Source organism: Klebsiella sp. TF21-TM, assembly GCF_019753495.1.
GTDB lineage: Bacteria > Pseudomonadota > Gammaproteobacteria > Enterobacterales > Enterobacteriaceae > Klebsiella > Klebsiella quasipneumoniae.
The window spans coordinates 104632-128073 of record NZ_JAIJYL010000009.1 but is presented as its reverse complement, the minus strand read 5'-3'; the positions used below and the strand labels follow the sequence as shown (position 1 = coordinate 128073).

Annotated in this window: 27 protein-coding genes and 3 tRNA genes; 25 read left to right on the top strand and 5 right to left on the bottom strand. The window is 61.2% G+C overall.

Features of this window, described 5'->3' with window-relative positions:
- Nucleotides 1–53 precede the first annotated feature (53 nt).
- From K5R89_RS11095 to cobT, 19 genes are all read left to right on the top strand, one after another.
- Nucleotides 54–1433 carry a cobyrinate a,c-diamide synthase gene (locus K5R89_RS11095; RefSeq protein ID WP_217220064.1) on the top strand — a complete coding sequence of 460 codons (1380 nt, stop codon included), beginning with the start codon at nucleotides 54–56 and terminating at the stop codon, nucleotides 1431–1433.
- Entirely contained in the window at nucleotides 1430–2389 is a 960-nt protein-coding gene (cbiB, locus tag K5R89_RS11090) for an adenosylcobinamide-phosphate synthase CbiB (RefSeq protein ID WP_087775357.1), read from the top strand. The genes K5R89_RS11095 and cbiB overlap by 4 nt, the downstream gene beginning before the upstream one ends.
- A gap of 10 nt (nucleotides 2390–2399) precedes the next feature.
- A complete protein-coding gene (locus tag K5R89_RS11085) occupies nucleotides 2400–3032 on the top strand; it encodes a cobalt-precorrin-8 methylmutase (RefSeq protein ID WP_004105109.1) in 633 nt (210 codons plus the stop codon).
- Nucleotides 3029–4168 carry a cobalt-precorrin-5B (C(1))-methyltransferase CbiD gene (gene cbiD, locus K5R89_RS11080; protein ID WP_217220060.1) on the top strand — a complete coding sequence of 380 codons (1140 nt, stop codon included), beginning with the start codon at nucleotides 3029–3031 and terminating at the stop codon, nucleotides 4166–4168. The genes K5R89_RS11085 and cbiD overlap by 4 nt, the downstream gene beginning before the upstream one ends.
- Nucleotides 4162–4767, top strand: a complete 606-nt coding sequence (locus tag K5R89_RS11075; RefSeq protein ID WP_049013366.1) for a cobalt-precorrin-7 (C(5))-methyltransferase — start codon at nucleotides 4162–4164, stop codon at nucleotides 4765–4767. The genes cbiD and K5R89_RS11075 overlap by 7 nt, the downstream gene beginning before the upstream one ends.
- Entirely contained in the window at nucleotides 4757–5326 is a 570-nt protein-coding gene (locus K5R89_RS11070; RefSeq protein ID WP_004105104.1) for a decarboxylating cobalt-precorrin-6B (C(15))-methyltransferase, read from the top strand. The genes K5R89_RS11075 and K5R89_RS11070 overlap by 11 nt, the downstream gene beginning before the upstream one ends.
- Nucleotides 5319–6092: a cobalt-precorrin-4 methyltransferase gene (locus K5R89_RS11065; protein ID WP_217220056.1), complete on the top strand. Its 774-nt coding sequence runs from the start codon at nucleotides 5319–5321 to the stop codon at nucleotides 6090–6092. Before K5R89_RS11070 ends, K5R89_RS11065 begins: the two co-directional genes overlap by 8 nt.
- Nucleotides 6073–7128 (top strand): cobalt-precorrin 5A hydrolase, encoded by a 1056-nt coding sequence (cbiG, locus tag K5R89_RS11060; protein WP_049013369.1) that lies wholly within the window; start codon nucleotides 6073–6075, stop codon nucleotides 7126–7128. The genes K5R89_RS11065 and cbiG overlap by 20 nt, the downstream gene beginning before the upstream one ends.
- The gene (locus K5R89_RS11055) at nucleotides 7128–7853 is read left to right on the top strand and encodes a precorrin-3B C(17)-methyltransferase (RefSeq protein ID WP_004105101.1); all 726 of its coding nucleotides are present in this window, start codon (nucleotides 7128–7130) and stop codon (nucleotides 7851–7853) included. The genes cbiG and K5R89_RS11055 overlap by 1 nt, the downstream gene beginning before the upstream one ends.
- On the top strand, nucleotides 7850–8635 hold the full coding sequence (locus K5R89_RS11050) for a cobalt-precorrin-6A reductase (protein WP_044524586.1): 786 nt from the start codon (nucleotides 7850–7852) through the stop codon (nucleotides 8633–8635). The genes K5R89_RS11055 and K5R89_RS11050 overlap by 4 nt, the downstream gene beginning before the upstream one ends.
- A gap of 10 nt (nucleotides 8636–8645) precedes the next feature.
- Nucleotides 8646–9440 carry a sirohydrochlorin cobaltochelatase gene (locus K5R89_RS11045; RefSeq protein ID WP_217220054.1) on the top strand — a complete coding sequence of 265 codons (795 nt, stop codon included), beginning with the start codon at nucleotides 8646–8648 and terminating at the stop codon, nucleotides 9438–9440.
- Nucleotides 9437–10150: a cobalt-factor II C(20)-methyltransferase gene (locus tag K5R89_RS11040; RefSeq protein WP_004105097.1), complete on the top strand. Its 714-nt coding sequence runs from the start codon at nucleotides 9437–9439 to the stop codon at nucleotides 10148–10150. Before K5R89_RS11045 ends, K5R89_RS11040 begins: the two co-directional genes overlap by 4 nt.
- Nucleotides 10147–10884: a cobalt ECF transporter S component CbiM gene (gene cbiM, locus K5R89_RS11035; protein WP_101862137.1), complete on the top strand. Its 738-nt coding sequence runs from the start codon at nucleotides 10147–10149 to the stop codon at nucleotides 10882–10884. The genes K5R89_RS11040 and cbiM overlap by 4 nt, the downstream gene beginning before the upstream one ends.
- Before the next feature lies 1 nt (nucleotide 10885).
- Nucleotides 10886–11167 carry an energy-coupling factor ABC transporter substrate-binding protein gene (locus tag K5R89_RS11030; RefSeq protein WP_004105092.1) on the top strand — a complete coding sequence of 94 codons (282 nt, stop codon included), beginning with the start codon at nucleotides 10886–10888 and terminating at the stop codon, nucleotides 11165–11167.
- A complete protein-coding gene (locus K5R89_RS11025) occupies nucleotides 11154–11831 on the top strand; it encodes an energy-coupling factor ABC transporter transmembrane protein (RefSeq protein ID WP_217259491.1) in 678 nt (225 codons plus the stop codon). Before K5R89_RS11030 ends, K5R89_RS11025 begins: the two co-directional genes overlap by 14 nt.
- 8 nt (nucleotides 11832–11839) lie before the next feature.
- On the top strand, nucleotides 11840–12655 hold the full coding sequence (locus tag K5R89_RS11020; protein WP_072421827.1) for an energy-coupling factor ABC transporter ATP-binding protein: 816 nt from the start codon (nucleotides 11840–11842) through the stop codon (nucleotides 12653–12655).
- Nucleotides 12652–14175, top strand: a complete 1524-nt coding sequence (locus tag K5R89_RS11015; RefSeq protein WP_217259490.1) for a cobyric acid synthase — start codon at nucleotides 12652–12654, stop codon at nucleotides 14173–14175. Before K5R89_RS11020 ends, K5R89_RS11015 begins: the two co-directional genes overlap by 4 nt.
- Nucleotides 14169–14714, top strand: a complete 546-nt coding sequence (gene cobU, locus K5R89_RS11010) for a bifunctional adenosylcobinamide kinase/adenosylcobinamide-phosphate guanylyltransferase (protein ID WP_064155017.1) — start codon at nucleotides 14169–14171, stop codon at nucleotides 14712–14714. Before K5R89_RS11015 ends, cobU begins: the two co-directional genes overlap by 7 nt.
- Before the next feature lie 74 nt (nucleotides 14715–14788).
- On the top strand, nucleotides 14789–15844 hold the full coding sequence (cobT, locus tag K5R89_RS11005; RefSeq protein WP_064155018.1) for a nicotinate-nucleotide--dimethylbenzimidazole phosphoribosyltransferase: 1056 nt from the start codon (nucleotides 14789–14791) through the stop codon (nucleotides 15842–15844).
- Between the two features lie 96 nt (nucleotides 15845–15940).
- Here the strand turns inward: cobT and K5R89_RS11000 are convergent.
- From K5R89_RS11000 to K5R89_RS10990, 3 genes are all read right to left on the bottom strand, one after another.
- Nucleotides 15941–16017: transfer RNA gene (locus tag K5R89_RS11000), tRNA-Met, on the bottom strand.
- 32 nt (nucleotides 16018–16049) lie between these two features.
- Nucleotides 16050–16126 (bottom strand) — tRNA-Met (locus tag K5R89_RS10995).
- A 33-nt stretch (nucleotides 16127–16159) separates the two neighbouring features.
- Nucleotides 16160–16236, bottom strand: a tRNA-Met gene (locus K5R89_RS10990).
- A gap of 210 nt (nucleotides 16237–16446) precedes the next feature.
- On the opposite strand from K5R89_RS10990, the gene mltA reads away from it, so the two are divergent.
- Nucleotides 16447–17544: a murein transglycosylase A gene (gene mltA, locus K5R89_RS10985; RefSeq protein ID WP_008806279.1), complete on the top strand. Its 1098-nt coding sequence runs from the start codon at nucleotides 16447–16449 to the stop codon at nucleotides 17542–17544.
- Nucleotides 17545–17649: 105 nt separating this feature from the next.
- Nucleotides 17650–18459, top strand: a complete 810-nt coding sequence (tcdA, locus tag K5R89_RS10980) for a tRNA cyclic N6-threonylcarbamoyladenosine(37) synthase TcdA (protein ID WP_049013567.1) — start codon at nucleotides 17650–17652, stop codon at nucleotides 18457–18459.
- Nucleotides 18460–18590: 131 nt separating this feature from the next.
- Here the strand turns inward: tcdA and csdE are convergent, their stop codons facing one another.
- Both csdE and csdA read right to left on the bottom strand, forming a co-directional pair.
- Entirely contained in the window at nucleotides 18591–19028 is a 438-nt protein-coding gene (gene csdE, locus K5R89_RS10975) for a cysteine desulfurase sulfur acceptor subunit CsdE (protein WP_060591985.1), read from the bottom strand.
- Entirely contained in the window at nucleotides 19028–20233 is a 1206-nt protein-coding gene (gene csdA / locus K5R89_RS10970) for a cysteine desulfurase CsdA (RefSeq protein WP_060591983.1), read from the bottom strand. Before csdA ends, csdE begins: the two co-directional genes overlap by 1 nt.
- Nucleotides 20234–20430: 197 nt before the next feature.
- On the opposite strand from csdA, the gene K5R89_RS10965 reads away from it, so the two are divergent.
- From K5R89_RS10965 to rlmM, 4 genes are all read left to right on the top strand, one after another.
- Nucleotides 20431–20655, top strand: coding sequence for a YgdI/YgdR family lipoprotein (locus K5R89_RS10965; RefSeq protein WP_002915549.1), 225 nt, complete (start codon nucleotides 20431–20433; stop codon nucleotides 20653–20655).
- Nucleotides 20656–21006: 351 nt separating this feature from the next.
- Nucleotides 21007–21924 carry a glycine cleavage system transcriptional regulator GcvA gene (gene gcvA / locus K5R89_RS10960; RefSeq protein WP_002915545.1) on the top strand — a complete coding sequence of 306 codons (918 nt, stop codon included), beginning with the start codon at nucleotides 21007–21009 and terminating at the stop codon, nucleotides 21922–21924.
- 19 nt (nucleotides 21925–21943) lie between these two features.
- On the top strand, nucleotides 21944–22339 hold the full coding sequence (locus K5R89_RS10955) for a DUF423 domain-containing protein (protein ID WP_002915543.1): 396 nt from the start codon (nucleotides 21944–21946) through the stop codon (nucleotides 22337–22339).
- Nucleotides 22332–23432 carry a 23S rRNA (cytidine(2498)-2'-O)-methyltransferase RlmM gene (rlmM, locus tag K5R89_RS10950; protein WP_023290861.1) on the top strand — a complete coding sequence of 367 codons (1101 nt, stop codon included), beginning with the start codon at nucleotides 22332–22334 and terminating at the stop codon, nucleotides 23430–23432. Before K5R89_RS10955 ends, rlmM begins: the two co-directional genes overlap by 8 nt.
- The last annotated feature ends 10 nt before the right edge of the window (nucleotides 23433–23442 follow it).

The window sequence follows — 23442 nt, the reverse complement described above, 5'->3', positions numbered from 1 at the left end:
AGTCGAAAGACTGGGAATGCACGCAGCCCTACCACCCGGCACAGGATCGGGGTATGGCAGCCAGGCAGCACGCATTTATTCTCGCAGGTACCGGCAGCGGTTGTGGTAAAACTACGGTCACGCTTGGCCTGCTCAGCCTGTTGAAGCAGCGCGGCATGCGGGTTCAGCCCTGCAAAGTCGGCCCGGACTACCTCGACACCGGCTGGCACACCGCCGTCAGCGGCGTCGCTTCCCGCAACCTCGACAGCTTTATGCTCCCGGAGCCGGTGCTTAACGCGCTATTTTGCGAACAGATGCAGCGGGCGGATATCGCGGTCATTGAGGGCGTGATGGGGCTGTATGACGGCTTCGGTACCGACCCTGGCTACTGCAGCACCGCCGCGATGGCTAAACAGCTCGGCTGTCCGGTCATTTTGCTGGTAGATGGCAAAGCGGTTTCCACCTCCATCGCCGCCACGGTGATGGGATTTCAACACTTCGACCCCAGCCTCAACATTGCCGGCGTTATCGTCAACCGCGTCAACAGCGAATCCCATTATCAGCTTCTCAAAGGCGCCATTGAACGCTATTGCGGGCTGCCGGTGCTCGGCTACGTACCGCGAGTGGAAGGGGTGGCGTTACCCGAACGCCATCTGGGGCTGGTTACCGCCCGCGAGTCGCTGGTTAACCAGCAGCCGTGGCGCGATTTTGCCCAAACGCTGGCGCAAACGCTGGATATTGAACAGCTTCTTACCCTCAGCCAGCTCTCCATCCTGCCCGCCGGGGAGTGGCCGGTGCTGCCGTCTCCTGATGCTGGCGCGGGCCTGACGCTGGCGCTGGCCGACGACGAGGCCTTCAACTTTTACTACCCGGATAACCTCTCGCTGCTTGAACGCTGCGGAGTGAATATCGTGCGCTTCAGCCCGCTGCACGATAGCGAGCTGCCACCGTGCCAGATGATTTGGCTCGGCGGCGGCTATCCGGAAATTCATGCTGCCGCGCTGGCGGCCAATACGCCGATGCTGGCGCAGCTGCGGGAGGCGCACCGGCGCGGGGTGGCGATTTACGCTGAATGCGGCGGTCTGATGTATCTGGGCAGCTCCCTGGAAGACGCCAGCGGCGACATCTACCCGATGGCCAACCTGATCCCCGGCCATAGCAAAATGGGCAAACGGCTTACCCGCTTTGGCTACTGCGAGGCGCGAGCTATGCGCAAAACGCTGCTGGCGGCGCCCGGCGAAACCCTGCGTGGACATGAATTTCACTACTCGGATTTTACTCCCGAGTCCCCGGCGGTTCTGGCCTGCCGCAAGGTCCGCGACGGTATGACCCTTCAGCAGTGGTCCGGCGGCTGGCAGGTGGGCAACGCGTTCGCCAGCTATCTGCACCTGCACTTTGCGCAGCGCCCCACCATGCTTAACCACTGGCTGGCTGCGGCAAGGAGCGCGCTATGACGCTGCTGGCATGGGGCGTTGCCTGGCTCCTCGATTTTATCATCGGCGATCCGCAGAGCTGGCCGCATCCGGTGCGCTGGATTGGCAGCCTGATCGCCGCCGTTCAGCGCGGCGTGCGCCGCTATTGCCGTAGCGATGTCGCCCTGCGCGTCGGAGGCGGGGTGATGTGGATAGTTGTGGTCGGACTAACGTGGAGCGTCTGCTGGGGCGTGCTGACGCTGGCGCAGAGGATTCATCCGTGGCTTGGCTGGCTGGTTGAGGTCTGGATGATTTTCACCGTGCTGGCCGGACGCTGCCTGGCGCAGTCGGCGCGGGACGTCGAGCGCCCGCTGCGCGCGGGGGATCTGGCGGAAAGCCGCGTCAAACTCTCATGGATTGTCGGGCGCGACACGACGCAGCTTGCGCCGCAGCAGATTAATCGCGCGGTAGTGGAAACCGTCGCGGAGAACACCGTTGACGGGATTATCGCGCCGCTCTTCTTCCTGCTGCTCGGCGGCGCACCGCTGGCGATGGCCTATAAAGCGGTCAACACCCTGGATTCGATGGTCGGCTATAAGCACGAAAAATACCGGGCCATCGGCATGGTCAGCGCCCGCCTCGATGATGTCGCCAACTTTATCCCCGCTCGCCTGAGCTGGCTGCTTATCAGCCTCGCCGCGCTCCTCTGCGGTGAAGCGAGTGGCCGCGCGCTGCGCATCGGCTGGCGCGATCGCTACAACCACAGCAGCCCAAACTGCGGATGGTCGGAGGCCGCCGTCGCCGGGGCGCTCGGCATCCGGCTTGGCGGCCCTAACGATTACTTTGGACAGCGCGTGGAGAAGCCGTGGATTGGCGAGGCGACGCGCGACGTTTCCGTAGACGATATTTCCCGAACGATTCGACTGATGTGGGTGTCTTCGACCCTGGCGCTGGCGCTGTTTATGGCGATCCGGTTCTGGCTGGTCGGCGCAGCCTGAGGACAAATGAATGCACTATATCCAGCAACCGCAGGCGATTGAGGCGAAAAGCTTCGACATTATTGGCGACATTATTGCGCAGACCCGCCCGGACTACCGCTTTGCCAGCCCGCTACACGAAGCCATTATCAAGCGGGTGATCCACACCACCGCCGATTTTGACTGGCTGGATATCCTGTGGTTTTCGCCCGACGTGCTTCCTCGCTTAAGCGCCGCCCTGAGCCAGCCCTGCACGCTTTATACCGATACCACCATGGCCCTTTCCGGGATCAATAAAACTCTGCTGGCGAAATTCGGCGGCGAGTGCCGCTGCTATATCAGCGATCCGCGGGTGGTGGCGGAGGCCAAAGCGCAGGGGATGACCCGCTCGATGGCGGCGGTCGATATTGCGGTTGCCGAAGAGGGCGAGAAGGTGTTTGTTTTCGGCAATGCGCCCACCGCGCTGTTTCGTCTGCTGGAGCATGACGTCGCGGTCAACGGCGTGATTGGCGTGCCGGTCGGCTTCGTCGGCGCGGCGGAGTCGAAAGACGCCCTGACGCAGAGCGGCCTGCCGGGCATTGCCGCGCTGGGTCGTAAAGGCGGCAGCAACGTCGCCGCCGCTATCGTCAACGCCATTTTATACCACTTACAGGGGGCGCGATGAGCGAGCAATCCTTTGACGCCCCGGTGTGGCACAACGGCAAGGCGCTGCGTAAAGGCTATACCACCGGATCCTGCGCGACGGCGGCGGCAAAGGTCGCGGCGCTGATGGTGATGCGCCAGCACCTCATTCATCAGGTCTCCATTGTGACTCCTTCCGGCGTCACCCTGTGCCTTAACGTCGAATCGCCGCACGTCGAAGGGCAGCAGGCGATCGCCGCGATTCGTAAAGACGGCGGCGATGACGTTGACGCCACCCACGGGATGCTGATTTTCGCCCGCGTGACGCTCGACGACTCCGGCGAGATAACCCTGCGCGGCGGCGAAGGCGTCGGCACGGTCACCCGCAAAGGGATCGGCCTGCCCATCGGCAGCCCGGCGATTAACCGCACCCCGCGCCACACCATTGAGTCGGCGGTGCGCGAAGCGATAGGCCCGTCGCGTGGGGCGACGGTAGAGATTTTCGCCCCGGAAGGCGAGGCGCGGGCGCAGAAAACCTATAACTCGCGGCTGGGGATCCTGGGTGGTATCTCGATTATCGGCACCACCGGTATCGTGACGCCGATGTCGGAAGAGAGCTGGAAGCGTTCGCTTTCGCTGGAGCTGGAAATTAAGCGCGCGGCGGGGCTGGAGCGGGTGGTGCTGGTGCCGGGCAACCACGGTGAACGCTTCGTACGCGAGCAGATGGGCATCGACTCGCAGGTGGTGGTCACCATGAGCAACTTCGTCGGCTACATGATTGAAGAGGCCGTCCGCCTCGGGTTCCGTCAGATTGTGCTGATTGGCCATCCCGGCAAGCTGATTAAAGTCGCCGCCGGGATCTTCCACACCCACAGCCATATCGCCGATGCGCGGATGGAAACCCTGGTCGCGCATCTGGCGCTGCTGGGGGCGCCGCTGGCGCTGCTGCAGCTGGTGAGCGAATGCGATACCACCGAAGCGGCGATGGAGCACATTGACGCGTACGGTTTTCAGACTATCTATAACCATCTTGCCGAACGCATCTGCCTGCGGGTGATGCAGATGCTGCGCTTTACCAAAACGCCGCCCGTCTGCGACGCCATCATGTTCTCCTTTGATAACAAGGTCCTCGGCAGCAATCGCCCGGTGGCCGAGATTGCGCGGGAGATGTCATGTTAACGGTGGTCGGCATGGGGCCGTCAGGCCTGCATTTGATGACGCCGGCGGCGCGTGAGGCGGTGGCGACGGCAGACGCTTTGGTCGGCGGTAAGCGGCATTTGCAGCAGTTCCCTGAGTTTGACGGCGAACGGTTTGCGCTGGGTGCCAATATCGCCGAACTGCTGGAGTGGATCGGCGAGCGTGACGCGCAGAAGGTGGTGGTGCTGGCCTCCGGCGACCCGCTGTTTTACGGCATCGGTACGCGGCTGATCGCCCACTTTGGCATCGAGCGCGTGCGCATTATCCCCGGCATCAGCGCGGTGCAGTATCTCTGCGCGAAGGCCGGTATCGATATGAACGATATCTGGTTGACCAGCAGCCACGGGCGGGACGTCTGTTTTGATGAGCTGGCGCGCCAGCGCAAGGTGGCGATGGTGACCGACGGGCGCTGCGGGCCGCGGGAAATCGCCGCCCAGCTGGCGGCGCGGGGTAAAGGGTATCGCTGGATGGTGATTGGCGAAAATCTGGCGATGGATAACGAGCGGATCCACTGGCTACCGGTCAGTGAGGTCGATGCCGAATATGAGATGAACGCGGTGGTGATCCTCGATGAAAGATGAGCTTTTTCTGCGCGGCGAGAAGGTGCCGATGACCAAAGAAGCGGTTCGCGCGCTGGCGCTGGCCAAACTTGAACTGCACCGGGCAAGCCACCTGATTGATATCGGCGCCGGTACCGGCAGCGTGTCGATTGAGGCGGCGCTGCAGTATCCCTCTTTGCAGGTAACCGCCATCGAACGCAACCCCGCGGCTCTCCGGCTGCTGGACGAAAATCGCCAGCATTTCACCTGCGGCAATATTGAGATCCTGCCCGGCGAAGCGCCGATGGTGATTACCGAGCGGGCCGACGCCATTTTTATGGGCGGCAGCGGCGGCCGTCTCGACGAACTGATTGACTGGTCGTGGCAGCAGCTCTATCCCGGCGGCCGTCTGGTGATGACTTTTATCCTGCAGGAGAACCTGAACGCGGCTCTCGACTATCTGCAGCAGCGGGGGATTACACAGATTGATTGCCTGCTGCTGAACGTTTCATCGCTGACCGCGCTGGGCAGCGGCCACTATTTCAAACCGAATAATCCCGTTTTTGTTATCGCCTGTCAGAAGGAAGAAAACCATGGCTGAGACATTTGACCCCCGTAGTGTGTGGTTCGTTGGCGCAGGGCCGGGCGACCGTGAGCTGATTACCCTCAAGGGCTACCGCTTGCTGCAGCAGGCCCAGGTGGTGATCTACGCCGGGTCGCTGATAAACACCGAGCTGCTGGAGTATTGTCCGCCCGGCGCCGAGTGTCACGACAGCGCCGAACTGCATCTGGAGCAAATTCTCGACCTGATGGAAGCCGGCGTTAAAGCCGGGAAAACGGTAGTGCGTTTACAGACCGGGGACGTGTCGCTGTATGGCTCGGTCCGCGAGCAGGGCGAAGAGCTGACCAAACGCGGTATCGACTGGCAGGTGGTGCCGGGCGTCAGCGCGTTTCTGGGCGCGGCGGCGGAGCTGGGCGTCGAGTACACCGTGCCGGAAGTCTCCCAGAGCCTGATCATCACCCGCCTTGAAGGGCGCACGCCGGTGCCGGAGCGCGAGCAGCTTGAATCATTTGCCAGCCACCAGACTTCAATGGCGATTTACCTTTCCGTGCAGCGCATTCACCGGGTAGCGGAGCGCCTGATTGAAGGCGGCTATCCGGCAATCACGCCGGTGGCGGTGATCTATAAAGCGACCTGGCCGGAAAGCCAGACCGTACGCGGTACGCTGGCGGATATCGGCGACAAGGTACGCGAGGCGGGGATCCGCAAAACGGCGCTCATTCTGGTCGGGAATTTCCTGGGCGCTGAGTATCACTACTCAAAACTCTACGCGGCGGACTTTAGCCATGAATACCGTAAAGCCTGAATCAATCGCACTTTTCTGCCTGACGCCAGGGGGCGTTCGGCTGGCGAAACGGCTGGCGGCGATGCTGCCGTTAACCTGCTTTACCAGCGAGAAGCTGCTGGAAGAGGGGTTTCTTCCCTTTGAAAACGGTTTTGCCAGCGCCGCGCGCGAGGCCTTCAGCAGCTATTCGGCGCTGATCTTCATCGGCGCCACCGGGATCGCGGTACGCGTGCTGGCCCCGCTGGTCAATGATAAGTTCAGCGATCCGGCCGTGGTGGTGATCGACGAACGCGGCCAGCACGTCATTAGCCTGCTTTCCGGCCATGCGGGGGGCGCGAATGCCCTCAGCCGCTATCTGGCCGGGATGCTCGGCGCCGACCCGGTGATCACCACCGCCACCGACGTCAACGAGATGGCGGCCCTGGATACCCTGGCATTCCAGCTTAATGCCCGGATGAGCGACTTCCGCGCGGCGGTGAAAACCGTCAACCAGATGCTGGTCAGCCATCACCGCGTCGGCCTGTGGTGGGACGACGAACTGGATGAAGACGTCCGCCACTGCGACCGGCGGGGGTTTATCACCGTGACCGATCTGCACCAGCTTCCCGAGCTGGACGCGCTGGTCTGCGTCACGCTGCGCAACGAACTGCCGCCGATCGCCGTGCCGCACTGGAAGCTGGTGCCGCAGCGGGTGGTCGCCGGAATTGGCTGCCGCCGCGATACGCCATTCCCGCTATTAGCGGCGCTGCTGGCGCGCCAGCTTGAGGCGCAGCGCCTGGATCCGCTGGCGCTGAAAGCTATCGGCAGCGTCACGTTGAAGAAGCACGAGCAGGGGCTGATTCAGCTGGCTTCCTGCTGTCGCGTACCGTTCGAAACCTTTCCCGCTGATGCCCTGCGCGAGCATGAGCATCACTTTCCCGCTTCATCGTTCGTCAGAAAAACCGTCGGCGTGGGGAGCGTATCCGGTCCGGCGGCCTGGCTGCTGAGCCATGGGCAACTGTTAGGCGAAACCCTGCGCGAACAGGGCGTCACTATTACTTTGGGAGTTTCACACTGATGTTAAGCGTAATCGGAATCGGCCCTGGCTCGCAGTCCATGATGACCATGGAGGCCATTGAAGCGCTGCAGGCGGCGGAAATCGTCGTTGGCTATAAGACCTACACGCACCTGGTGAAAGCCTTTACCGGCGATAAGCAGGTGATCAAAACCGGAATGTGCAAAGAGATTGAGCGCTGCCAGGCGGCGATTGAGCTGGCGCAGGCCGGGCATAACGTGGCGCTGATCAGCAGTGGCGATGCCGGTATTTACGGCATGGCCGGACTGGTGCTCGAACTGGTCAGCAAGCAGAAGCTGGATGTGGAAGTCCGCCTGATCCCGGGAATGACCGCCAGCATTGCCGCCGCCTCGCTGCTGGGCGCGCCGCTGATGCACGACTTCTGCCATATCAGCCTCAGCGATCTGCTGACCCCGTGGCCGGTGATTGAAAAGCGCATTGTCGCCGCCGGGGAAGCCGACTTCGTGATCTGTTTTTACAACCCGCGCAGCCGCGGCCGCGAGGGCCATCTGGCGCGCGCCTTTGAGCTGCTGTCGGCAAGTAAAAGCGCGCAGACCCCGGTGGGAGTCGTGAAATCCGCCGGACGTAAAAAACAGGAGAAATGGCTGACCACCCTGGGGGAGATGGATTTTGCACCGGTCGATATGACCAGCCTGGTGATCGTCGGCAACAAAGCGACGTATATCCAGGATGGCCTGATGATCACCCCGCGAGGCTACGTGCTGTGAGCCACGGCGAGGTGCTGGTGATGGGCGGAACCAGCGACGCGAGGGCGCTGTGTCAGCAGCTTGACGCGGCGCAGGTCCCCTACACCCTGTCGGTGGCGACGCCCACCGGCCAGCAGCTGGCGGGGGATATTCGCGGCCAGGTGCGCTGCGGGCGCCTCGAGCTGGAGGAGATGATCGCCTGGCTGAAGGCTAACCGGACCCGCTGGGTGATCGATGCTTCGCACCCCTACGCCGAAGCGGTAAGCCGCAATATCGTCCGGGCCTGTGAAACCGCCGGCGTGCTGCTGAGCCGCTATCAGCGCCCAGAGCAGCTGAGCGGCCTGACGCATCCGCTGCTCTATACCGTGGAGAGCATTGAACAAGCCTGCGAGGTGGCGCGGCATTTCGGCCAGCGCGTGCTACTCACCACGGGAAGTAAAGATCTGGCGCGCTGGCGGGCGGGATTAGGCGACAAAACGCTGCTGGCCCGGGTGTTGCCGGTCGCCGATGTCATCGCCCAATGCGCCGCGCTGGGGTTTGGCGTTGGCGAGATTTTCGCCCTGTGCGGGCCGTTCAGCGCCGAATTCAACGCCGCTTTCTACCGCCAGTGCCGGGCCGACGTGGTGATCACCAAAGCCTCCGGCGCCGAAGGCGGCTATCAGGAAAAAGTACAACCCTGTCTGGATGCCGGTATCCCCTGCATCGTGATTACGCGCCCGGCGCCGCTGGTGACGGGTGAAGAGTTACTGGAAAGTCAGGCTGCCTTTGCCCGGCGCTTAGCGCGCTGGCTGGCCGCTGCTTAAGGAGTCCGAAATGAAAAAAGCGCTTCTGGTGGTCAGTTTTGGCACCAGCTATCACGACACCTGTGAAAAGAATATCGTCGCCTGCGAGCGCGAGCTGGCGGCCAGCTGCCCGGACCGCGACACCTTTCGCGCCTTCACCTCCGGGATGATTATCCGCAAGCTCAAGCAGCGCGACGGTATCGAGATTGATACGCCGCTGCAGGCATTACAGAAGCTGGCCGAGCAGGGCTACCAGGATGTGGCGATTCAGTCGCTGCACATTATCAACGGCGATGAGTATGAAAAGATCGTCCGCGAAGTGCAAAGCCTGCGCCCGCTGTTCCTCCGCCTGACGCTGGGGGCGCCGCTGCTGAGCAGCCATAACGATTATGTCCAGCTGATGCAGGCGCTGCGCCAGCAGATGCCGCCGCTTGCCGCCGATGAAACGGTGGTCTTTATGGGCCACGGCGCCAGCCATCACGCTTTCGCCGCCTACGCCTGTCTGGATCATATGATGACGGCGAAGGGATTTCCGGCGCGGGTCGGCGCGGTCGAGAGCTATCCGGAAGTCGATATTCTTATCGATAGCCTGCGCCAGCAGGGGGTGAAGGGCGTGCACCTGATGCCGCTGATGCTGGTGGCCGGCGATCACGCTATTAACGATATGGCCTCGGACGAAGAGGACTCCTGGAAAACGCTGTTCAACGCCGCCGGTATTCCGGCAACGCCGTGGCTGAACGGATTGGGAGAGAATCCGGCGGTGCGCGCAATGTTCGTCGCTCACCTGCAGCAAGCGCTGAGCCTGGCAATGGAGGAGGCGGCATGAGCGGCAAACTGTATGCCTTAAGTACCGGCCCTGGCGCCGCCGACCTGATCACCGTGCGCGCGGCGCGGGTGCTGGGCACGCTGGACATTCTCTACGCGCCCGCCGGACGTAAAGGCGGCGACAGCCTCGCGCTCTCCATCGTGCGCGAGTATATCGGCGAACGGACCGAAGTACGCTGCTGCCATTTCCCGATGAGCGCCGACAGCGCGGAAAAAGAGGCGGTGTGGGATGAGGTTGCCGCGGCGCTGGTTCAGGAAGTGGAAGCGGGCAAGCAGGTCGGGTTTATTACCCTCGGCGACGCCATGCTGTTCAGCACCTGGGTATTCTTACTCCAGCGTATCGGCTGCCCGGAGTGGCTGGAGATTGTTCCCGGCGTCACCTCTTTTGCCGCCATTGCCGCGCGTTCAAAAACGCCGCTGGCCATGGAGCAGCAATCGCTGGCGGTGATCTCCTGCACCGCGCCGGAAACGGAAATCGAGCAGGCGCTGCGCCAGCATGAAAGCCTGGTGCTGATGAAAGTGTACGGGCGGTTTCCCCGCATCAAAGCGCTGCTGGCGAAAAACGGTCTGCTGGATGCCGCGCTGATGATGTCTGAAGCCACGCTGCCGGGCGAGCAGTGCTGGCGCCATCTCAATGACGTCAGCGACGACCAGCCGCTGCCCTATTTCTCGACCATTCTGGTCAATAAACAGTGGGAGTATGCAGAATGAAACGTGAACAACAGCTAAAACAGCTGTCTTTCAGCGGGTTAGCTGCGGCGCTATTGCTGATAGTGGTTCCCGAAAAGGCTTTCGCGATGCACATCATGGAGGGGTTTTTACCGCCGATGTGGGCCCTGGCATGGTGGCTGCTGTTTTTACCCTGCCTGTGGTACGGGCTGGTGCGCCTGCGCCGCATTGTGCAGGAAGATAACAATCAGAAGGTGCTGCTGGCGCTGTGCGGGGCGTTTATTTTTGTCCTCTCGGCGCTGAAAATTCCTTCCGTCACCGGCAGCTGTTCCCACCCGACCGGCGTCGGCCTGGCGGTGATTCTCTTCGGGCCTGGCGTGGTGGCGATCCTTGGCGCCATCGTGCTGCTGTTCCAGGCGCTGCTGCTGGCGCACGGTGGGCTGACGACGCTCGGCGCGAACGGCATGTCGATGGCGGTCATCGGGCCGGTGGTCGGCTATATGGTATGGAAAATGGCCTGCCGCGCGGGACTTCGCCGCGACGTCGGGGTGTTTCTCTGCGCGATGCTGGCGGATCTGGTGACCTACTTTGTCACCTCCGTACAGCTCGGCGTGGCCTTCCCGGATCCCGCCGCCGGCGCGAGCGGATCGATCGTCAAGTTCATGGGGATCTTCTGCCTGACGCAGATCCCGATCGCCATTGCTGAAGGGCTGTTAACCGTCATGATCTACGACCAGTTGACCAAACGTCAGCTGATTACCGCACAGGGGCATTAACATGAAAAAGACGCTGATATTGTTCGCCATGGTGGTGGCGCTGGTGATCCTGCCGTTCTTTGTCGATCACGGCGGCGAATTCGGCGGTTCGGACGGCGAGGCGGAGAGCCAGATTCAGGTGGTCGCGCCGCATTATGAGCCGTGGTTCCAGCCGCTGTACGAACCGGCGAGCGGAGAAATTGAGAGCCTGCTGTTTACGCTTCAGGGCTCCCTCGGCGCGGCGGTCATTTTCTATATTCTGGGCTACAGCAAAGGCAGACAGCGCCGTGATGACCGGGTTTGACCGACTCAGCTATCAGAGCCGCTGGTTTCACGTCGCGCCGGAGCGCAAGTTCCTGTTCTGGCTGCTGCTGATGGTGCTGGTTTTTACCCTGCCTCCGCTGGGGCAGGGTATCGAAATGGCGCTGATTGCCGCCTTAACCTGCTGGCTGCTGCGGGTCTCGCCGTGGCGCTGGTGCCGTTGGATGGCGCTGCCGTTTGGCTTCCTGCTGATCGGTGTGCTGACCATTGTGTTCAGCGTCAGCCGCAATCCGCAGGATCTGCTGGTGAGCCTGCCGCTGGGCAGCGTCTGGCTGGGCATCACGTCGGAGGGGTTGACGACCGCCAATCAGACCTTCTGGCGCAGCCTGGCGGCGCTGGCGTCCACCTTCTGGCTGGTGCTGAATCTGCCGTTCCCGCAGCTTATTGTGCTGCTCAAGCGCGGGCGGGTGCCGCGGCTGCTGACCGAGCAAATCCTGCTGACCTGGCGCTTTATTTTTATTCTGTTAGACGAAGCGCTGGCGATTCACCGTGCGCAAACATTACGTTTTGGCTACCGTAGCATGCCGAAGGGCTATCGTTCGCTGGCGATGCTGGTAGGACTGCTGTTTACCCGGGTGATGATCCGCTACCAGCAGATGAGCACCACGCTGGATATCAAACTGTATCAGGGTGATTTTCACCTTTAAGGATAAGTATGCTTGCCACGACCGATCTCTGGTTTCGCTATCAGGACGAGCCGGTGCTGAAGGGGCTGACGCTGGATTTTTCCCATCACGCCGTGACCGGACTGGTAGGGGCGAACGGCTGCGGAAAATCCACGCTGTTTATGAACCTGAGCGGTCTGCTGCGCCCGCAGAGCGGGGCGGTGCTATGGCAGGGAAAACCGCTGGACTACAGCAAGCGCGGCCTGCTGGCGCTGCGTCAGCAAGTGGCGACCGTTTTCCAGGACCCTGACCAGCAGATTTTCTATACCGATATCGACAGCGATATCGCCTTTAGCCTGCGGAACCTGGGCATAGCGGAAGAGGAAATTGCCCGCCGGGTGGACGATGCCCTGACTCTCGTCGATGCCCAGGGGTTTCGTCACCAGCCGATTCAGTGCCTGAGCCACGGGCAGAAAAAGCGCGTGGCGATAGCCGGCGCGCTGGTGCTGCAGGCGCGCTATTTACTGCTCGACGAGCCGACGGCGGGTCTCGATCCTTCGGGGCGCGCGCAGATGATCGACATCATTAAGCGTATTGCCGATCGGGGCAACCACGTGGCGATCTCCAGCCACGATATCGATCTGATCTATGAAATCAGCGATGCGGTTTACGTCTTACGCCGCGGCGAAGTGCTGGCGCACGGCGAACCCGGGGAGGTGTTTGCCCGCAGCGAACTGATGGCCCAGGCCGGGCTCACCCAGCCGTGGCTGGTGAAACTGCACGGGCAGCTCGGGCTGCCGCTGTGTAAAACCGAAGAAGAATTTTTTACGCGGATGCGAAGCAACGCGATGAAGGAGGCGTCATGACGCTGGCAATTATGTTACAGGGCACCGCTTCTGACGTCGGCAAAAGCGTGCTGGTCGCGGGGCTGTGCCGCATCTTTTATCAGGACGGGCAGCGCACCGCGCCGTTTAAATCGCAGAATATGGCGCTCAATTCCGGTATTACGCCGGATGGCAAAGAGATGGGCCGCGCGCAGATTTTCCAGGCCGAAGCGGCGGGGATCGCGCCGGACGTGCGCATGAACCCGGTGCTGCTTAAGCCGACCAGCGACCGCAAAGCGCAGGTGGTGCTGATGGGCAAGGTGGCGACCGATATGGACGCGGTGAGCTATCACGAATATAAACCGCGCCTGCGGGAACAGATCCTCGCGGTTTATAACAGCCTGGCCGCCGAACATGATGTGCTGGTGCTGGAAGGGGCGGGCAGTCCGGCGGAGATCAATCTGCGCGATCGCGATATCGTCAATATGGGCATGGCCGAGATGGCCCAATGCCCGGTGATCCTCGTGGCGGATATCGATCGCGGCGGCGTATTCGCCTCTATCTACGGCACGCTCGCGCTGCTGCACGATCGCGAGCGCGCGCGGGTCAAGGGCGTGATTATCAATAAATTTCGCGGCGACGTGGCGCTGCTGTATTCCGGGATCGAGCAGATAGAAGCGCTCACCGGCGTCCCGGTGCTCGGCGTCATGCCGTGGCTGGACGTCGATCTTGAAGATGAGGACGGCGTCGCGCTGCAAAAAGGGAAATATCTGCGCACCGACAGGCGCGATATTGAGATTGTCGTGATTCAGGTGCCGCACATCTCTAATTTTACCGATTTCAACGCGCTGGCGGCGCAGCCGGACGTCCGCGTCCGCTATGTTCGCCAGCCTCAGGAGCTGGCGGGCGTGGATATGATTATCCTGCCGGGCAGTAAAAATACGCTCGGCGACCTGGGCTGGCTTCGCGAGAGCGGCATGGCGCATGCGGTACTGCAGGCCCGGCGTCAGGGCGTACCGGTGCTGGGGATCTGCGGCGGCTATCAGATGCTCGGCGAAACCATTATCGATGAGGTGGAGTCGGGGCTTGGCACCCAGCCGGGGCTGGGGTTGCTCAATACCGTCACCCACTTTGCGCACAGCAAAACGACGACCCAGGTCACGGCGACTCTGGCTCCGGCGCTGCCGGCGTGGCTGGCGGCAACGGCGGGGCTGGCGGTAAGCGGCTACGAAATTCATATGGGCGAAACCGAGCTGCGCGACGGCTGTCGTTCGCTGATGCAATTACATAAAGGCGGCCTGAGCGTGGCGGACGGCGCGGTCAGCGATGACGGCCTGGCGTTTGGCACCTATCTGCACGGCCTGTTCGATAGCGATGCATTTACCCGCGCGCTGGTTAACGGCCTGCGCCAGCGTAAAGGGCTGGCGGCGCTGGATAGCGATTTCGAGTATGCGCAGTATAAATCGCGCCAGTTCGATCTGCTGGCGGACGCGATGCGTCAGCATATTGATATCGAAAAAATCTACGCCATCATGCGCCAACATCAGGAGCCCGTATGCTGACTTTAGTGACCGGCGGGGCGCGCAGCGGTAAAAGCCGCCATGCCGAAGCGCTGATCGCCCATGCGCCGCAGGTACTGTATATCGCCACCTCGCAGGTTTTTGATGACGAGATGGCGGCGAGGATCCAGCACCACCGCGACGGCAGGCCCGCGCACTGGCGCACCGCCGAGCGCTGGCGGCAGCTTGATGAACTGATCACCCCGGATATCGCCCCGGAGGAGGCGATTTTGCTGGAATGCATCACCACCCTGGTGACCAACCTGCTGTTTGCGCTGGGGGGCGACAGCTCGCCGGACGGCTGGGATTATGCGGCGATGGAGCGGGCGATCGACGCCGAAATCGCGGTACTGATTGCCGCCTGCCAGCGCTGCCCGGCCCGCGTGGTGCTGGTGACCAACGAGGTAGGGATGGGGATTGTGCCGGAAAACCGTCTGGCCCGCCATTTCCGCGATATCGCCGGACGCGTCAACCAGCGCCTTGCGGCGGCGGCAGACGAGGTGTGGCTGGTGGTGTCGGGCATTGGCGTAAAAATCAAATAGGCCAGGCGCGCCGTAACGGGCGTTATTCTTCCTGCTGGCTCTGCGATGAGTCAGCCAACAAGACGAGAACCTCTATGCAAAGCTTAACCTCTCTACTGGGCGCGATCCCGGCGCCTGATGAAAGCGCGATGGCGCGCGCCCGGCTTCATATCGACGGCCTGCTGAAGCCGCCCGGCAGCCTTGGACGCCTTGAAGATCTTGCCGTACAGCTGGCGGGCATGCCCGGTCTTGACGGCGTGCCGCAGGTGAAAAAGAAGGCGCTGCTGGTGATGTGCGCCGACCACGGCGTGTGGGACGAAGGGGTCGCCATCTCGCCGAAAGCGGTGACCGCCATCCAGGCGGCAAATATGACGCAGGGTAAAACCGGCGTTTGCGTGCTGGCGGCGCAGGCGGGCGCGAAGATGCACGTGATTGATGTTGGAATCGATGCCGAGCTGATACCGGGCGTCATCAACATGCGCGTGGCGCGCGGCTGCGGCAATATCGCCGTCGGTCCGGCAATGCGCCGCAGCCAGGCGGAAGAGCTGCTGCTGGAGGTGATGCGCTATACCCGGGGGCTGGCGGAGGATGGCGTCACCCTGTTTGGCGTCGGGGAGCTCGGAATGGCCAATACCACCCCGGCGGCGGCAATCGTCAGCGTCCTGACCGGCAGCGATGCCCAGGAGGTGGTGGGCATTGGCGCTAATCTGCCGTTGGCGAAGGTTGGCAATAAAGTTGAGGTGGTACGACGGGCCATCGCCGTTAACCGCCCCGATCCGCATGATGGTCTGGACGTGCTGGCGAAAGTGGGCGGTTTTGATTTATTGGGGATGACGGGTGTGATGCTGGGCGCGGCCTCCTGCGGTCTGCCGGTGGTGCTCGATGGCTTCCTCTCCTACGCCGCGGCGCTGGCGGCGTGCCGAATGGCGCCGCAGGTGAAACCCTATCTTATCCCGTCGCACTATTCGGCGGAGAAGGGGGCGCGTATCGCGCTGGCGCACCTGGAGCTGGAGCCGTATCTCAACATGGGGATGCGTCTGGGCGAAGGCAGCGGCGCGGCGCTGGCGATGCCGATCGTGGAAGCGGCCTGCGCGATGTATCACGAAATGGGGATGCTGGCGGCGAGCAATATTGTGTTGCCGAAGGGCTGAGAAGGTGGGGGAGCGGCGCTGCGCCGTTCCCGGAATTCTGTAGCGGATTCGCGGAGCGCAGAAACAAAAAAACACCCTGGAGGGTGTTTGTAATGTTGGTTGCGGGGGCCGGATTTGAACCGACGACCTTCGGGTTATGAGCCCGACGAGCTACCAGGCTGCTCCACCCCGCGTCACCGTACTGCTTCACATTGTCAAATTTGATTGGTTGCGGGGGCCGGATTTGAACCGACGACCTTCGGGTTATGAGCCCGACGAGCTACCAGGCTGCTCCACCCCGCGTCACCGTACTGCTTTACTTCATCAAATTTTAATTGGTTGCGGGGGCCAGATTTGAACTGACGACCTTCGGGTTATGAGCCCGACGAGCTACCAGGCTGCTCCACCCCGCGTCCGTGGAAGCGCACTATACTCCGCTAGCGAGATGATGCAACCTTTTTTCGACCAAATCGACATTTTTGTAAGAATTGGCTTATAAAACGCCATGTTGTGGTGTTTTTTTACACAAAACTGTGCCATCGATGAGATCGCGCATTTCAATAGCCCCGGCGCTTTGTTATCTTCAACACGCACTAAGGCTTCGCAGCAAAAGATGAGACACCATGAAAGGACGTTGGGCAAAATATGTAGCGACGGGGGCAATGCTGGCCATGCTCGCCGCCTGTTCCTCAAAACCGACCGACCGCGGTCAGCAATATAGCGATGGCAAGTTCACCCAGCCGTTTTCACTGGTAAACCAGCCGGATGCCGTCGGGGCGCCGATCAATGCCGGCGACTTCTCCGAGCAGGTTAATCAAATTCGTAACGCTTCGCCGCGCCTCTATAACAGCCAAAGCAACGTCTATAACGCGCTGCAGGAGTGGCTGCGCGCCGGCGGCGACACCCGTACGCTGCGCCAGTTTGGCATCGACGCCTGGCAGATGCAGGGCACCGACAACTATGGCAACGTCCAGTTTACCGGCTACTACACGCCGGTGGTGCAGGCGCGCCACACCCGCCAGGGCGAATTCCAGTACCCCATTTACCGGATGCCGCCAAAGCGCGGCAAGCTGCCGTCCCGCGCCAGCATTTATGCCGGCGCGCTGAGCGATAACTATGTGCTGGCGTACAGCAACTCGCTGATGGATAACTTCATCATGGACGTGCAGGGCAGCGGTTATATCGACTTTGGCGATGGTTCGCCGCTCAACTTCTTTAGCTATGCCGGGAAAAACGGCTGGCCCTATCGCAGCATCGGCAAAGTGCTGATCGACCGCGGGGAAGTGAAGAAAGAAGATATGTCGATGCAGGCGATCCGCGAGTGGGGTGAAAAGCACAGCGAAGCGGAAGTGCGTGAGCTGCTGGAGCAGAACCCGTCGTTCGTGTTCTTTAAACCGCAGTCTTTCGCGCCGGTGAAAGGGGCCAGCGCCGTGCCGCTGATTGGCCGCGCCTCGGTGGCCTCCGACCGGTCGATTATTCCGCCGGGAACCACCTTGCTGGCCGAGGTGCCTCTGCTGGATAATAACGGCAAGTTTAACGGCCAATACGAACTGCGACTGATGGTCGCCCTCGATGTCGGCGGGGCCATCAAAGGCCAGCATTTCGATATTTACCAGGGCATTGGCCCGGATGCCGGGCATCGTGCCGGCTGGTATAACCACTATGGCCGCGTATGGGTGCTGAAAAACGCCCCGGGCGCGGGCAACGTCTTTAGCGGCTAGTACTCACGTTCTTTTCCCCGGTCGCGCTGCGCTTACCGGGGCTACGGTAGCCCGGGTAAGGCGCTTGCGCCGCGACCCGGGAATGTCCACTAATTCTGAGGTTATATGTCTGTTGTAATCAGCGATGCCTGGCGCCAGCGTTTTGGCGGTACGGCACGTTTATATGGTGAAAAAGCGCTGCAATGTTTTGCCGACGCTCACGTCTGCGTGGTCGGGATCGGCGGGGTCGGCTCGTGGGCGGCGGAAGCGCTGGCGCGAACCGGCATCGGGGCGATCACCCTTATCGATATGGACGATGTCTGCGTGACCAACACCAACCGCCAGATCCACGCCCTCAGCGGCAACGTCGGGCTGGCGAAAGCCGAAGTGATGGCGGAGCGTATTCGCCTGATCAACCCGGAGTGTCGGGTGACGGTAGTGGATGATTTCGTGACCCCGGAAAACGTGGCGGAATACCTGGGCGCCGGCTTCAGCTACGTCATCGACGCCATCGATAGCGTCCGGCCGAAAGCGGCGTTAATCGCTTACTGTCGTCGCCATAAGGTGCCGCTGGTCACCACCGGCGGCGCGGGCGGACAAATCGATCCGACGCAAATCCAGGTCGCCGATCTGGCGAAAACCATCCAGGATCCGCTGGCGGCCAAACTGCGCGAGCGGCTGAAAAGCCAGTTTGGGGTGGTGAAAAACAGCAAAGGCAAGCTCGGCGTGGACTGCGTCTTCTCTACCGAAGCGCTGGTCTACCCGCAGGCGGACGGCAGCGTCTGCGCGATGAAGAGCACGGCGGAAGGGCCGAAGCGGATGGACTGCGCATCCGGGTTTGGCGCGGCGACGATGGTGACCGCGACCTTCGGGTTCGTCGCGGTATCCCATGCGCTGAAGAAAATGCTGGCGAAGGCGGAGCGGCAGACGGCGTAAATTCCCGGGTCGCGGCGCAGGCGCCTTACCCGGGCTACAAGACAATTCCCCGGAGGCACCTGTCCGGGCGACAAAACCGCACGAACCCGTAGCCCGGGCAAGGCGCGTCAAGCGCCGCCCCCGGGATGAGCTTAAACCTCAACCTCGCGGGCGGCGGCGAGCACCGCTTCGCTCAGGGCGCTGAGCCCCTGGCTGCGCGAGGCGCTCAGCTGGCCGCGCAGCCCCAGCGCATCAAATAGCGCCAGCGGATCCTGCGCCAGCAGATCAGCGGCGCTTTTGCCTTCAATGGCGGTCAACAGCACCGCCAGCATGCCGCGCACAATCCGTCCTTCGCTGTCGCCAAAGAAGTGCAGCCTGCCTTCGGTATCCTCCTCATAGCCCAGCCAGACGCGGTTTTCACACCCGGCAATCTCCCGGGCCTGCGCTTTGAGCTCATCGGTCAGCGTCGGCAGCTTTTTGCCCAATAAAATCAGCTGCCGATATTTATCCTCCCACTGGTTCAGCGGGGCAAAGGTCTGGCGCAGCGTGGCGTCGGTAATGGTCGTGCCGAAGGGATGCAGAGTTGTCATTAATCCACCAGAATTTCCAGAGCGCGATCCACCGCGTGGACCAGCGCCGCAACATCGTCTTGGGTATTGTAGGGGGCGAAAGAGGCCCGCAGCGTGCCGCTGACCCCTAAGGCCGCCAGCAGCGGCTGGGCGCAGTGTTGCCCGGCGCGCAGGGCAATGCCGGACTCCGCCAGCAGCGTCACCAGATCGCTGTGATGAATACCGTCGAACTCAAAGGCGAGCAGGCTTGACTGCTGGCAGCGGAAAGAGCGGAAGCCTGGCCGTTTCGCCAGCGCCTCTTCCGCCAGGCTCGCCAGACTGCGGCTCCAGTTTTCCGCCTGGCCGATATCGCTCTGCGCCAGCCACTCCAGCGCGGCGCTCAGGCCAATCACCCCGGCGACATTGGGCGTACCGGCCTCAAGGCCATAGGGCGCCGGCTGCGGCGTAAAGCCGTCAAAGCTGACCTCGGCGATCATCTTCCCGCCGCCGAGCCAGGGCGACATCGCCGCCAGCAGTTCGCTTTTACCGTACAGGGCGCCGATCCCGGTCGGGCCATACAGCTTATGGCCGGAAAAGGCGTAAAAATCGATATCCAGCGCCTGCACGTCCGCGGGGAAATGCACCGCCCCCTGGGCGCCATCGACCATCACCACCATTCCGGCGGCGTGAGCAAGGCGGATGGCCTGCGCCAGGTCCGGGCAGCCGCCGGTGACGTTGGACATCTGCCCGATGGCCAGCACCCGGCTGCGCGGGGTGATGAGCGCGCCGAGGCTGGCGATATCCGGCAGCCGGTCGGCGCCAAGCGGCAGCTTGACCACTCTGGCGCCGGTCTGCCCGGCCACCATCAGCCAGGGCACGAGGTTGGCATGATGCTCGGCTTCGCTGACGATAATTTCATCGCCAGGCTGCAGGCGCGGCCGGACGTAGCTCTGCGCCACCATATTGATGGCCTCCGTGGTCCCCCGCGTCCAGACGATATCTTTGCCGGAGGGGGCGTTCAGCCACGCCGCCACGCGCTCGCGGGACGCCTCATAGCGCTCGGTCAGCCGCTGGGCGGCGGCGAATTGACTGCGGTGGACGTTGCCGGCGCTCAGGCGATAAAACTGGTCGCTGGCGTCGATCACCGCCAGCGGTTTGAGCGCCGTCGCCGCGCTGTCGAGATAGACGCCGGCGTCGGCCAGAGCCGGAAACTGCGCGCGAAAGTGCGCAGGGTTGAATGCGTTCATGGAATTCCTCGTATCAATACCGCGATCGTCGCGCAATTTGCCGGGCGTGACAAGGCCTCTGCGTCCTGTGGAATTGTCCGAATGTGACTCCACATGGGGCAAAGAGGGTTATGCTGAAAAGTGTTGGGTTTGTGTTTTAACCTATTACTTAACGAGTCACGAATAGTATAAATAGCCGTAAGGAGAGAAAAATGAAAATGACTAAGGCCGCTGCGATTATCTCTGCCTGTATGCTGACTCTGGGCCTGAGCGCCTGTTCCTCTAACTATGTGATGCATACCAATGATGGGCGGACCATCGTCACCGACGGGAAACCGCAAACCGATAATGATACTGGCATGATCTCGTATAAGGACGCGTGGGGCAACAAACAGCAGATCAATCGCTCTGACGTGAAACAGCTGGGTGAGCTGGACGAGTAAGGCAGTAAAAAGGCAAAAAAAAGCACCGCGCGTTGCGGTGCTACATTAAATCACTATGGACAGACAGGGTAAATGTACAGGAAGTGAAAAGGGGTAGCCTTGCTACCAGGGTCTGCAAAGACAGACCAATTGCAAACACAACAACACAACATCACAACCGTAAGCCAAAAGCTTGATGGAACACGCATTCCAAAAAAAGCTTCTCGTTCCGGCTCAGGAAGTGCCGCCACTATAGGTATTTGCTGGTAGAACCTCAACGGACAATTTATAATGGCTCAGATAAAAAAAACTAATAGGTTAACCGTTGTTTCCTATTTGTTAAATTGAGTTAACATCTAAGCCAGAATAACCATGTCGAAGCGATTACCTCCTCTGAATGCATTACGTGTTTTTGATGCAGCCGCACGCCATCTCAGCTTCACTCGGGCAGCCGATGAGCTTTTTGTGACGCAGGCCGCAGTCAGCCACCAAATCAAGTCTCTCGAGGATTTTCTGGGCCTTAAGCTGTTCCGTCGGCGCAATCGTTCGCTGCTGTTAACGGAAGAAGGGCAAAGCTATTTTCAGGATATTAAAGAGATTTTTTCGCAACTGACGGAAGCGACGCGTAAACTGCAGGCGCGAAGCGCCAAAGGGGCCTTAACGGTCAGTTTATTGCCAAGTTTCGCCATCCAGTGGCTGGTGCCGAGACTCACAAGCTTTAACTCAGCTTATCCGGGAATCGACGTCAGGATCCAGGCGGTGGACCGTCAGGAGGATAAGCTGGCGGACGATGTCGACGTGGCGATTTTTTACGGTCGCGGCAACTGGCCGGGCCTGCGTGTGGAAAAACTGTACGCCGAGTATCTGCTGCCGGTCTGTTCCCCGCTGCTGCTCACCGGCGACAAGGCATTGAAAACGCCTGCCGATCTGGCGCAACATACGCTGCTTCACGATGCGTCCCGCCGCGACTGGCAAACTTATACCCGCCAGCTGGGTCTAAGCCATATTAATGTGCAGCAGGGACCGATTTTCAGCCATAGCGCGATGGTGCTGCAGGCGGCCATTCATGGGCAGGGCGTGGCGCTGGCCAACAACGTCATGGCGCAGTCCGAAATTGAAGCCGGTCGCCTGGTGTGTCCGTTTAATGATGTTCTGGTCAGTAAGAATGCGTTTTACCTTGTTTGCCATGACAGTCAGGCAGAACTGGGTAAAATAGCCGCTTTCCGGCAGTGGATTCTGGCGAAAGCGGCAAGTGAACAAGAAAAATTCCGCTTTCGTTATGAACAATAATTACTTGTAGGGTAACAACATGACCAGCCGTTTTATGCTGATATTCGCCGCGATTAGCGGCTTTATCTTTGTGGCTCTGGGTGCCTTCGGCGCGCATGTCTTAAGTCAATCGCTCGGCGCGGCGGAGATGGCCTGGATCCATACCGGCCTGGAGTATCAGGCCTTCCATACCCTGGCGATTTTTGGTCTGGCGGTGGCGATGCAGCGTCGGATCAGTATCTGGTTCTACTGGAGCAGCGTGTTTCTGGCGTTAGGGACCGTGCTGTTCAGCGGCAGCCTCTACTGCCTGGCGCTCTCTCATTTACGCCTGTGGGCGTTCGTGACCCCGGTGGGCGGCGTGAGCTTCCTCGCCGGCTGGGTTTTAATGTTAATTGGTGCAATTCGTCTGAAACGTAAGGGCGTTGTTCATGAATAAGGTTGTCCTCTATTGTCGCCCTGGGTTTGAGAAAGAGTGCGCAGCAGAAATTACCGATAAGGCAGCCCGCCTTGAGGTGTTTGGTTTTGCCCGGGTCAAAGAAGACTCTGGTTATGTGATTTTTGAAGGCTATCAGCAGGATGATGGCGAGAAGCTGGTGCGCGATCTGCCGTTCAGCTCGTTGATCTTCGCCCGCCAGATGTTTGTGGTCGGCGAACTGCTGCGCGACCTGCCGCCGGAGGATCGCATCACGCCGATCGTCGGCATGCTTCAGGGCGTGGTGGAGAAGGGCGGCGATCTGCGCGTCGAGGTGGCGGACACTAACGAAAGCAAAGAGCTGATGAAGTTCTGCCGCAAGTTTACCGTGCCGCTGCGCGCGGCGCTGCGCGAAGCGGGCGTCCTGACCCGCTATGAAACGCCGAAGCGTCCGGTGGTGCATGTGTTCTTTATCGCCCCGGGCTGCTGCTATACCGGCTACTCGTACAGCAACAACAACTCGCCGTTCTATATGGGCATTCCGCGGCTGAAGTTTCCGTCCGACGCCCCGAGCCGCTCCACCCTCAAGCTGGAAGAGGCGTTCCACGTCTTTATTCCGGCGGACGAGTGGGACGAGCGCCTGGCGAACGGCATGTATGCCGTCGACCTTGGCGCCTGCCCGGGCGGCTGGACCTATCAGCTGGTGAAGCGCAACATGTGGGTCTCTTCGGTCGATAACGGTCCGATGGCCCAGAGCCTGATGGATACCGGCCAGGTGACCTGGCTGCGCGAAGACGGTTTCCGCTATCGTCCGAACCGCAACAACATCTCGTGGATGGTCTGCGATATGGTGGAGAAGCCGGCGAAAGTGGCGGCGCTGATGGCGCAGTGGCTGGTCAACGGCTGGTGCCGGGAGACCATCTTCAACCTCAAGCTGCCGATGAAAAAGCGCTACGAAGAGGTGTCGCAGAACCTGGCCTATATTCAGGCCCAGCTGGACGAGCACGGGATTAACGCCCAGATCCAGGCGCGTCAGCTGTACCACGATCGTGAAGAGGTGACCGTTCACGTGCGTCGCCTGTGGGCCGCCGTCGGCGGACGCCGCGACGAGCGTTAATCTCTCACCC

Bases quoted from the DNA above. Each gene is read 5' to 3' on its own strand.
- K5R89_RS11015 (WP_217259490.1), top strand. From the start codon at position 12,652: ATGACGCTGGCAATTATGTTACAGGGCACCGCTTCTGACGTCGGCAAA.
- K5R89_RS10965 (WP_002915549.1), top strand. From the start codon at position 20,431: ATGACTAAGGCCGCTGCGATTATCTCTGCCTGTATGCTGACTCTGGGC.
- cbiB (WP_087775357.1), top strand. From the start codon at position 1,430: ATGACGCTGCTGGCATGGGGCGTTGCCTGGCTCCTCGATTTTATCATC.
- cobT (WP_064155018.1), top strand. From the start codon at position 14,789: ATGCAAAGCTTAACCTCTCTACTGGGCGCGATCCCGGCGCCTGATGAA.
- K5R89_RS11030 (WP_004105092.1), top strand. From the start codon at position 10,886: ATGAAAAAGACGCTGATATTGTTCGCCATGGTGGTGGCGCTGGTGATC.
- rlmM (WP_023290861.1), top strand. From the start codon at position 22,332: ATGAATAAGGTTGTCCTCTATTGTCGCCCTGGGTTTGAGAAAGAGTGC.
- csdA (WP_060591983.1), bottom strand. From the start codon at position 20,233: ATGAACGCATTCAACCCTGCGCACTTTCGCGCGCAGTTTCCGGCTCTG.
- K5R89_RS11025 (WP_217259491.1), top strand. From the start codon at position 11,154: ATGACCGGGTTTGACCGACTCAGCTATCAGAGCCGCTGGTTTCACGTC.
- mltA (WP_008806279.1), top strand. From the start codon at position 16,447: ATGAAAGGACGTTGGGCAAAATATGTAGCGACGGGGGCAATGCTGGCC.
- K5R89_RS11095 (WP_217220064.1), top strand. From the start codon at position 54: ATGGCAGCCAGGCAGCACGCATTTATTCTCGCAGGTACCGGCAGCGGT.
- K5R89_RS11020 (WP_072421827.1), top strand. From the start codon at position 11,840: ATGCTTGCCACGACCGATCTCTGGTTTCGCTATCAGGACGAGCCGGTG.
- K5R89_RS11070 (WP_004105104.1), top strand. From the start codon at position 4,757: ATGAAAGATGAGCTTTTTCTGCGCGGCGAGAAGGTGCCGATGACCAAA.
- csdE (WP_060591985.1), bottom strand. From the start codon at position 19,028: ATGACAACTCTGCATCCCTTCGGCACGACCATTACCGACGCCACGCTG.
- K5R89_RS11065 (WP_217220056.1), top strand. From the start codon at position 5,319: ATGGCTGAGACATTTGACCCCCGTAGTGTGTGGTTCGTTGGCGCAGGG.
- K5R89_RS11045 (WP_217220054.1), top strand. From the start codon at position 8,646: ATGAAAAAAGCGCTTCTGGTGGTCAGTTTTGGCACCAGCTATCACGAC.
- K5R89_RS10955 (WP_002915543.1), top strand. From the start codon at position 21,944: ATGACCAGCCGTTTTATGCTGATATTCGCCGCGATTAGCGGCTTTATC.
- K5R89_RS11055 (WP_004105101.1), top strand. From the start codon at position 7,128: ATGTTAAGCGTAATCGGAATCGGCCCTGGCTCGCAGTCCATGATGACC.
- cbiG (WP_049013369.1), top strand. From the start codon at position 6,073: ATGAATACCGTAAAGCCTGAATCAATCGCACTTTTCTGCCTGACGCCA.
- cbiD (WP_217220060.1), top strand. From the start codon at position 3,029: ATGAGCGAGCAATCCTTTGACGCCCCGGTGTGGCACAACGGCAAGGCG.
- K5R89_RS11040 (WP_004105097.1), top strand. From the start codon at position 9,437: ATGAGCGGCAAACTGTATGCCTTAAGTACCGGCCCTGGCGCCGCCGAC.
- tcdA (WP_049013567.1), top strand. From the start codon at position 17,650: ATGTCTGTTGTAATCAGCGATGCCTGGCGCCAGCGTTTTGGCGGTACG.
- gcvA (WP_002915545.1), top strand. From the start codon at position 21,007: ATGTCGAAGCGATTACCTCCTCTGAATGCATTACGTGTTTTTGATGCA.
- K5R89_RS11085 (WP_004105109.1), top strand. From the start codon at position 2,400: ATGCACTATATCCAGCAACCGCAGGCGATTGAGGCGAAAAGCTTCGAC.
- K5R89_RS11075 (WP_049013366.1), top strand. From the start codon at position 4,162: ATGTTAACGGTGGTCGGCATGGGGCCGTCAGGCCTGCATTTGATGACG.
- cbiM (WP_101862137.1), top strand. From the start codon at position 10,147: ATGAAACGTGAACAACAGCTAAAACAGCTGTCTTTCAGCGGGTTAGCT.
- cobU (WP_064155017.1), top strand. From the start codon at position 14,169: ATGCTGACTTTAGTGACCGGCGGGGCGCGCAGCGGTAAAAGCCGCCAT.